This is a genomic window from Chryseobacterium populi, from assembly GCF_000282115.1.
Classification (GTDB): domain Bacteria; phylum Bacteroidota; class Bacteroidia; order Flavobacteriales; family Weeksellaceae; genus Chryseobacterium; species Chryseobacterium populi.
Genome location: NZ_AKJY01000006.1, coordinates 15,559 through 26,097, shown reverse-complemented (window position 1 = coordinate 26,097; position 10,539 = coordinate 15,559). Strand labels below are relative to the sequence as shown.

4 protein-coding genes are annotated in these 10,539 nt (G+C 38.2%); all 4 read left to right on the top strand.

Features of this window, described 5'->3' with window-relative positions:
* Nucleotides 1-10 precede the first annotated feature (10 nt).
* The 4 genes from PMI13_RS02485 (at nucleotide 11) to PMI13_RS20510 (ending at nucleotide 10,473) form a co-directional block, all read left to right on the top strand.
* Nucleotides 11-6,211: a hypothetical protein gene (locus PMI13_RS02485; RefSeq protein WP_007840354.1), complete on the top strand. Its 6,201-nt coding sequence runs from the start codon at nucleotides 11-13 to the stop codon at nucleotides 6,209-6,211.
* Between the two features lie 10 nt (nucleotides 6,212-6,221).
* On the top strand, nucleotides 6,222-7,706 hold the full coding sequence (locus PMI13_RS20520) for a hypothetical protein (protein WP_007840353.1): 1,485 nt from the start codon (nucleotides 6,222-6,224) through the stop codon (nucleotides 7,704-7,706).
* A complete protein-coding gene (locus tag PMI13_RS20515) occupies nucleotides 7,699-9,549 on the top strand; it encodes a pyocin knob domain-containing protein (RefSeq protein ID WP_007840351.1) in 1,851 nt (616 codons plus the stop codon). The genes PMI13_RS20520 and PMI13_RS20515 overlap by 8 nt, the downstream gene beginning before the upstream one ends.
* A gap of 222 nt (nucleotides 9,550-9,771) precedes the next feature.
* Complete coding sequence (locus PMI13_RS20510) at nucleotides 9,772-10,473, top strand: hypothetical protein (protein WP_007840344.1); 702 nt, start codon at nucleotides 9,772-9,774, stop codon at nucleotides 10,471-10,473.
* Nucleotides 10,474-10,539: the final 66 nt, after the last annotated feature.

Genomic DNA, 10,539 nt, shown 5'->3' with positions numbered 1-10,539 from the left:
AATCACAAAAATGAGTTTTTTTAAATATCATAATTACAATACGCCTGATGTCAATATCAATTTTACCTATGCACACAATGGGAAGATACTTCATGTAGGTAGAAAAAACGAAGAAGGAATAATCACGGTTCTCAAAGAAAACGGAAGTCTTTTATGGAATAAAACTTATTCCAGGCCAGAAGGGCATATTGTTTTTAATAAAATTACTCCTTTCCAAACCGGTTACTTGCTAACCGGTCTGGAAAATGGAAGTACCCCTTTTATCCTTCGTATTGATGAAAACGGGGAGTTTATCTGGTATAAAAGATTTCCGGATGAAATTGTTAAAGATGCCTTGTTTCTGGAAACTCTGGCGAATCTTATTTTCTTTGTTTATATGAATGAGGAAAGCAGACGAAGCTATATTCTGTCACTGGATGAAGAAGGTAATGTTAGCAAAAAGAATGAAATATCAGTATATGGCGGTGATGCCCGTTTTGAAGTGGAAGGTTTTGCAATATACAGTGAAATACTGGCCATCTGCGGAAACCAGGTCTTGGCAGAAGAGAAAAAGGGCTTTTTATTTAGAGTAGACCCGATGCTCAACATCCTCGATGCCAAATACAGCTATCTTTTTGACGGCGTTACACCGATCACTTTAGACGGAGTTTATTATGCTAATAATAAATTATATGTGTCAGGTTTATGGACTGACAGACCGGTTTTATTACTTGCTGATGAACAATGGGGAGCTTACTATTTGCCGAATGTAGGTAAAAAAACTTCTTTCACATTCGGACCTGATTATTTCTATGTGTACAACGATAAAAATGAAATCGTACATTCTACATATGATTTTGTACATCAGTTTGTTAAGCGATTGGAGGTGAGTGATTTAGCGATTGACCAGGTGGTAAGTAACAATGTTTTAATTCGCGGAACAGTAGATTCAGTGAATTATTCCGGGTTTATGGATCAATCTATCGATAACTGCAAGTCGTTTCCTATAGAATTTTGGAGATGCTCTGTTATTGAACAGAAAATGGAAGATACCAGTCTTCAGCTGATAGACGTGTCTTATAAAATTGAGAAAGATGACATCAAAGTAGTTGCTGCTTCTTACACCGGTGAGGATGTTTGTGATACAGGTGGCGGAACATCTATTGTTTTTAACGAATTTTCCGGATTGCAAACCCCTAATTTTTATCTTCAGGGTGCAGGATCAAGAGGAGAAGACAGTGCCAAAGGAATCCATTTGAGATGGAGCTTCGGGGGAAAATTGGGTGAAAACCATTTACCGAAAGGAAACATGGCTTCTACAGCGTATAATTTCAACAAACCTGATGATTTTGTCAGAATATACAGAGCTTCGTATGTGAGATCGGTATTTGCCTTAGATTTTTCAGTTGCACCGCAGTTGGTGGATGATAACCAGAAAATGTGGGTATATAAAGCCAATGGTAATACCAGAATGATCTATGTTTATTTTAAAAACAAAGAGGTATACAATCAGGTAAAACAAATTATAAATCCACTTATTGAGCCGTTAAAGTTTGTTGAAAAATACGGTAACGAAATTATTGAAGTTCAGTGTAAAACAGATCTTTTCTTTGCCGCACGATTAAAAGTCAATAATTATCAGTCATCTTCTTATCTGGAAGTGGAAGCGCTTTCGGTATCCGAAAATAATTCGGTTTCCCAGCAGCATCTTACTTACAGAAAGCCTTATTCGGGGGATGAAATAGGCGATATTTATTTCAATGCTGAAAATGGAAAAACAGTACGTTTCAGACCTACAGACTGTTACACTCAGGTCATTGAATTTGAATTCTATTCAGATTTTATCATCAGCAGAAACAATGCAAACGCATGGAAATTACAGGGTGAATTTGCCTTAACGACCGATGATCATGAAGTCTTTGACAGATTGGAACCTCTGCCGGATACCAACCCGGTAAACGGAAAATGGCTGCGATATAATGATGGAGCCTATACCAATGTAGATAATTACATGAAAAAATGGGAACATCCTTCCCAGGGACCTTTAGACAGGGATATTTTCACTGTAGTCAAAAACTATGTGGCTTTAAGTGATGCCCAGCCAAATCCTAAAGCGTATGAAACGATTGATTTTAATTTTGCACCTTCCGGTACAGATCCCTTTGTAGATATAACCAATGATCCACCTGAAGATGGCGAAACGCAGGTTTCCAATTTAGATATGCTGAATATTGCAGCTCTGGATTATCACGTGGCCAGAATGCTGGGACTGGGGCATCTTGATATCAAGGATGATACATTTGGAAGCGAGTTTATTTATATCGCGGAATATTATACCAATAAAAATGTAGATATTAATAATTCTGATAAGAGCTATCAGTTGCTTTCCATGTCTCTTCCGGTTTCTACGGAAATCGAACGACTGTCTTTACCTGTCAATCTGATGAAGCTTTCCAAAGGAATGGATTCCAATAATCCTAATTCTGCCAATTTATACAACAGTGAAGGGTATTCTTCAGACGGAAAATATCGTTACATCAGTGTTTATAACAATCAGATTCCTGATTTCCAGATCAATCCGGCGTTTTTTGAATCCTATGTGAAATTTGATGCCTCATCATTTACCAATCCGGTATATGCAGGTCTGGAATACCGTGTGGTAGAGCCGGGAGAAACCGATGATTACATCTGGATAAAACCTGAGCTTTCCCATGATACGCAGTATAAAAATATAGATAGTACAAGCAACGGCGGAGATTCTTTTGAGACATTGCCGATCCAGATTCCGGATACGTATGTGCCGTTATATATGCATAAACAGGATAAAAGCGGTACGTATTATTACAAAGGCTATGGAATCAACTGGTTTTCGAGAGCTCAGTTAGGAGAAACCGAATTGTCGATTGATACGGAGATTAAGCCGGCCAATAAGCTGCTACCACCTTCCGGAGCTACCGCATTTAATATTCAGAAAGAGTTTCCGCTTACCTTTACTACCCAGCAGGATCAGAGCCGTTTACAGGCTATTACTGACCAGGATAAAACATTAGTAAGGCTTACTTATGATTATCATATTTATCAGGATGGGATAGGATATTCAATTCCGTTTGATTCTCCTTTATCCAATGATGATTATATGGATCCGAATACGCTTTTCCCTGATGATAAGGAAGTATTTGCAGATGATGTTGAGATTTATTTCCGAAACTATACACCGAAAATTATTTCAGCGCAGGCATTTGCCGTAGAGCCTCATCCTGCCAATCAGTTACTGGCTGTTATTAAAACAAGAGATTATATTGTTCCGGGTTCAGGAGCTACCCTTGGTAACGTTCCTGGAGGACCACAACCACAGCCTTCCATTCAACCTGAGACATTCAAATCTGAAATCCCTGCGGGAACAACAATCAATGATTTTATCGGAAGTATATTCCTTATGGGATCCGATAGCTATATCGTCAACGGAATTACTCAAGCGCCTACAGGACTTATTTTTACGGTCTTTAAAAAAGCTGCCAGTGAGGCGATTATTGCAGGTACAACTCCTCTGATTAACCAGACGAGTTTAACGCTTCCGGTAATTAATCCATCTACAGAAGGTTTGTTTAATGTGACGGAAAACATGCAGAATACCTCTACATGGGGTATTAAAAACCCAAATTCCCTGAAAGTGAAAATCGGTACAAACGACTGGAGTATACACAGGGAAATAATCAGTATGCCACAAGCCAACGGAACACCCCAAAGATACCTTGAAAAAAGCAGGGGATTCTGGAAACAGGCTACAGTGGAAAAATATTTTGAGAAAATAACAAAGTATCAGAACAGTTTAGGAACTGTAATTGATTATCCGGATACTCACCCGTTTGTGCACCAGGGAGTTTATAAAATTACATTCCCGGGATTTAAAATGACTCAGCATCCGCAGTTTTCATCCAATTCAAACTCTGTAGAATGGTTGAACGGTATTGTAAGAATGTTTACGAACCTGGATTATAATAACGGAGAACCAACAGAATCGAGATCGGTTTTCAAAGTGGTGCGGACAGAAAATATAGGAACCAATAATGATCTGGTATTGTATATCTATGATGAAAACTTTGAGGTAATAGAAGATGATGTGACCCATCTGCCAAAATTCCTTGAGGCAGGGCATACCGATCCTAAGCTGACAGATCCTGTGACAGGAACAGACGTGAAAGTCAATTATTATCCGTCATATAAAGTGTATTTATATAAGAATGTTGCGAATAACTTAATTGAAGATGCTATTTTACCTTCAGGAGATGAAGATGTAAGATATTCTGTTTTCGGTTTCAAAAGTGTGGATAATGATACTCTTGACATGCAGGGCGCTAAATATAAATCTAAATTCAGCATTCCTACAGTGTTATTTGCCAACAGGATTGTAGAACCGTATCAGCCAAAACAGCCAACGGGCTCCAAGTATGCAACAAGACCTGATAAATTCGGTAAATCTACCTATAGCTTTATAACCGAATTTACTCATAAACCTTATGCTACACAGTATTTCAGAGCTAATAACGGCCTTTTACTGGCAGCTTTATATGAACAGGAAACGATAAAGACTATAAAAGAAAACCTTAATGCGCTGGGAGGTACTGATGAAGTATTCTTTAATAACAGATGGATGAATTTTGTAGATTTTGATATGCTTACCAACAATGTGAGTATAGAATATGAACTTCTTCCTGATGTAGGACCATTACAATACAGGTTACCACTTCCTGACAGTGAGCATTTCTTCGATGAGATCAATGCATTTATTGAAGAACATAATGATTTTTATGATTTATTGCCGGGTACCCCTTATTACAATGACAAACTGGTAGCAGCTGACAGAGGGCATAAAAAATTCAATCAGATCATTATCAAAGCAATTCCAAACATTTCAGGTGAGCTGAGCTTCGGGCAGTTTATCAAAGAAAGGATTTTCAATTGCTTCTTACCGCTTACGGAAGTTCCTATGATTTATCAGCATATTAAGAATCTGAGTTTTACAGATCCTTTAGGGCACAGGCCGAAAAATAAAAAGCAGACCATCCGTGATGCAGCAGGTTACTTATTGCCGACTACCCACGCTGATTTTGATATGGCACCAATGGCAGCAGTATACAGCCAGGCTCCGAATCATTCAACATTATTTACAGATTTTGCACTGGATGGGGCTTCGGATAACTTCTATTTCTATGGAGTAAGAGAAATGGGTAATCAGATGCAGATGGGAGAGTTCAGTACATTTTTAGGGCCAATCAAGCTGGTAAATACCAATCCTGCGGAACCGGCAAAAATTCTGAGTCTGTTACCTGTTGTTGATAATGCGACGCTGGGAATTTCTTCAGGAGTAAGAGTGGAAATCAATCCTTACCCTGAAGTACATAAAATCAATAAAGTGACGCTGTACAGAGCAACCAATAAACTGGATGCCGATTCTATTCTGAGCATGAAAATGATCAAGGATCTGGATATTTCCGATGTAGAAATTGATGCTAATAATGGTTCGTGGGTAATATATGATGATTTTGAAGATTTCGAAGCCAAGCCTTACGGAGATTTATTCTTCTATCGTGTAGTCGTTTCAAGAAAAGTGGAATATTCTACGACCAATTATTTCGTGAATCCTCCGGTTTCTGAAGTCGTGGTAGAGCAGGCTCCGTCATTACCTTCAAAAGTATTTGTATCTACTTTGGTAGAAAATTATAATCCGCCGGCTCCGGAGCTGAGATATCATTCCGAACCTGTAGTATCAGATTTCATTGATACCGTGATTTTATCATGGGATCAGGTTTGCTACAAAGGGAAATATCATCTCTATAAGTTGAATAATCAGGGGAACTGGAAAGAAATAGCAAGGATCAATACCGATGCTAAAGACATATCAAAGGCGAATTTATATCTTTTTGAAAATAACCCAACTACCAATGTTGAAGAGTGGAAATTGAAAGAAACATTCGACCTGACGGTAAATGAGTTTTTCCTGCCATTGGAAAAATTGAATATGGATCCTATGCAGATCAAAGATGCTGATGGAAATATGCTGTATCACCATTTCAAAATAGTTTCTGAAAATACATCAAATATGATCAGTACGGAAGAAAAAATCCTGACGATTTACAAAGAAGAAACCTGGTCGGATATCGGCGGGATCTCATCAAACGGATTAGACGGAATGATCCTGCAGGGAACATTTATCGTAAGACCTAATATTTAAAGATTAAATCATGGCAAAAAAAACAATCACAGAACTAAAAGACTATTTCGAGGCCGGTAAACGGCCTACGGAAAGTCAGTTTGATGATCTTATAGATAGCTATGTTCATTTAGATGATAATGAATTCGTTAACTTAAAATCATCTGAATATGAAACGAAACTTGAATTTCCTGCAGATTATCAGATAGGAGACTATGTAGAATTTTTAGGATTCGGATCAATAGCAGCTAATGCTTCAGGTTTTTATGAGATCTCAATTGCCTATACCAGGGGTAATATAGCATCAGCAGCTACTCATATAGCATCAGCTTCACATTCTAATCACGATTTGTGGAGAGAATGCGGAACTATTAATAAGAATAATTATGTAGATGGAAATGATAATGTCTGTTTTACGGTAGATGTTAATGGTGGCTTATCTAAATTTAGAATAAGAGCTTTAAAAGTACGTGGTAACACAGAGTCAAAAATGCAGGTGGTTATTAAAGTAAGAGCTATTAATAAAAATCAGTCCTGGCAGGCATTGGATAATCGGGGTAATACTACTGAAACCGTTGTCCGTCAGCCGATGACAAACGAATGGGACCTATGGGTGGGAAATACTTTTTCACCAGAAAGCGCAAAAATAGGATTGAAAGTAAATAATGAAGGGAATGTAGGAATAGGGACACCGCTTCCTGAAACAATATTTCATGTAAAAGCTCCGGATAATCGGGGAAATGTGGATTATATTTCAGGATTATTTGACAGGAATGAAGCAGCAGGTGGCAGTAATAAGATAACGATAAAATATCATTCAAGCGCTGATCTGGAAGTCAATTCCGGATATACAGGCTCAGGTTTCAGATACGGGAATTACAGTGATTTTAATATTGTAAATAACGGATTAAGTGATACTTTCGGAGCAATCAACTTCATTACCAACAGCCAGGTCAGAAATACCATCGCTGCAAATGGAAACTTCGGAATCGGAACAGTAAACCCGGAAAGCAAGTTAGATGTCAGATTTGAAGGTGAGCCTAAAACGATAAAGTTTATGGATGCTGCCAATAGTGTAGATACGATGAATTCAATGCTTCGCTTTACATGGTATAATGATACAGCTGATCTGGGAATGGTAAGAGGCGGCAGCGCTAATATCCAGGCAATGGCAATGAGAGTGAATCAAAATGAGGTCGCAAGATTTGCATCCAATGGAAACGCTGCATTTCAGGGTAAGGTAGAAGCTAAAGAATTTCTGGTTTCTACAACGCCTACTGCTGATTTTGTTTTCGCTGCAGATTACAACCTGAGAAATATGCATGATCTTGAGAAATTCATCTCGGAAAAAAATCACCTTCCTGAAATTCCATCTGCCCAGGAAATGACGGAAAATGGCCTGTCGGTAGGAGAATTTCAGATAAAATTACTTCAGAAAATTGAAGAACTTACCCTTTATATGATTTCTCAGAGCAAAGAAATTGAAAATTTAAAATCAAAATTAAATCATGGCTAAAAAACCAATCACAGAATTAAAGAACAACTTTAAAGCAGGTAAAAGACCTACAGAAGGCCAGTTCGGAGATCTTTTAGATAGCTACATACACCTGGACTCATTTAATCCGGCAGCTTATCTGCCTCTTGCAGGAGGAAAAATGACAGGAGTACTAAGTCTTGGAAATACAAGTGCAAACTGGATTTCAAGGGATATGTCTGATGTAATAGTTAACTCCAACTTCTCAAGATATTTTACCAAGTTGATAGGCTCTAACGGAGATATAGATGCCTTTGGATATTATGGAGCTGTAACTGATACAGGAACTGTTACCTTGAATTGGGGGTATATCGGAGGCGCAACTTACAATGGTAAAAATGCATTAAGATGGACGTCTGATCAAAGAGTTGCCATTGGAGCAAGTGCCAGTACGGTACCAACGACGGGCTATGCTTTAGATGTTGTGGGGAATTCCTATACCAGAGGAAATGTTGATCTTATAGGAACCATAAATTCGAAGTCAGGAGAACTGACAATTCAGAGAACAGGTGTTAACAGAATCAGAACCAACACTAACAGTCTTATTTTATCGGGCGATACAGCTGCCGGGATTATCTATTTAAGACCTCAGGGAGATGCAGTAAGTACAGGTCAGATAGTAATTAATCCTACACATACTCAGTATCTGGATAATTATAATCTATACTTTGGTTCTCAAACAGCAACAGGTTCTGCGATATTTCATACCAATCTTGCAAACTCCACAAAAGGTTATGGATTGTGGGTAGCTCATAATCTTCAGTTTAATGGAACCGATTTTATTCAACCGAGAGGAAGTTTGAATTCATTGGCTCTTACTGTTAATAACCATAAGAGTTTTTCATTTAACTTTGCACCGGCTAGTGGTAGTTTTGGGGCTGTGGTTACTCCTACTGAAGTAGTGAAAATTAGCACCAGCGGTACCATAACTACTTTAAATCATGGTGATTCAAGCCAGTGGAATAATGCATTTACACAAGGTATATTATACCGGGGATTGGTAGGGAATGTTGATTTAAACACGGTTATCACGCCGGGATATTGGGTTCAGGGAGGAAATGTTAATGCTACTCCGGAAAATAATCATCCTGTACCGTTAGCCGGATTGTTAAAAGTTTTTTCTACAGGAACGAATATTGTTCAGGAATACAATACTTATGCAGGAAATAATGATTCTTACAGAAGATATTATTATAACGGAACATGGTCTTCCTGGGCAAAAGACTGGGATTCCAATGATTTTTCCCAGCAGACTATCAATAACTGGAATACCGCTTTTGCAAGAAAGAATGAATCCGGGCAGGTAAAAATAACGTATACCGGGCTGGCTGCATCTAATTTTGTGGCGAATACCTATAAACAGTTGAATATTGGCGGTGCAACCCCAACTATTGTTGCTTCACCAACAACAAAATATCCGAACAGTACACCCAATAATTATAAAGGAGTGTTCGACTCGGCGAGAAACGGCGGATCTACATCATTTGCCGGAAGGTTAATTGAAAATCCGGTTTCAGGTCAGAATCACAGATGGAGGATTATCGGTAGTTTTTCCGGTAGAACAACATCATTAACGGAAACACAAACGCTGTATTTCAGACTCAGAAATCCTGTAAGTGGCTTTACCGTTATGGGTGGAGTAATTACACTTGCCCCGCAACAGACGACAGGAGAATTTTCGGTATTGTTTGATACCATTGCAGACTCGGCATCAATAGCTGCTCCCAACGGATATATTCTGGAAGCAGTAGCTACTTATACAGATGCGAATTTATCGCTCAATATAAGTTCAATAACAAGATTCTCAGAAGCAGTTGAGTCTTAACAAAAGATTACAATGATTTTAAACATCAGATGAATCTGGGGAATATTCGGAAGGTGGAAGAATTCTACTCAGAATAAAACCATCTTCCGGAAATTTCTTTTATGAAATGATTAAAAGAATTCTGTCTGCAGATTTACAGATAGGTTTTCAGGAAATTGAAAGCCTGTCATTTATAGGATTTCTCAAAATAGAGAAGCCGGAAATCTAAAATTAAATAAAACAATGGCTAAAAAAACATTAACACAGTTAAAAGAATATTTTAAGATAGGCAAAAGGCCTACACAAGATCAATTCGGGGATTTGCTCGACAGTTTCGCCCATTTAAATGGCCCGGAACTCGCAAGACTTATAGAAAACATCAATACAGAAAACGGCTACTTAAGCTTAAGATCGGGCAATAATACACTTATCGCCCAGATATCATTACAGGATATCAGGAATAATATGGGGTTAAGTACTTTTGTACAGACCATTAACGGGCAATCCGGGAATGTGACTTTAGACCTTGAAGGGCCTACCGATGTAGGAAGCATGAGGGAGGGGATTGCAAAATTTTTTACACCAGAAAGCAGTAATAATATTTTTCATATAAAATTACCCTATAAAGTGAACACCCATAGTGCCATGTTTCACATTAAAGCAACAGGATATGACTTTAATGGTGCGGATATTATAGATGTAACATGGGTGGGATACTGTTATCAGCCGATGAGTACAGTGATTAAAAACAAAACTCACGTTAATATCAGCACATCAATTACAGCCGGCCAGTATGTGGGATCAGATTTCAATGTATATTTATGGTTTAAAGTTCCGGATACTTATTATTCTACCTTTAAACTGGATTCCATACGTGTAGGTAACGGGACTCTGCTAAAACAGGGTGACGTTCAGATTATTGCAAGCCCTCTGACACAGCTGTAATCCTGCATTAACGGTTTTTTCTGAAATCCATCAGGAAAAAGTCAAAAAAAATGCTGAAATTTGCAC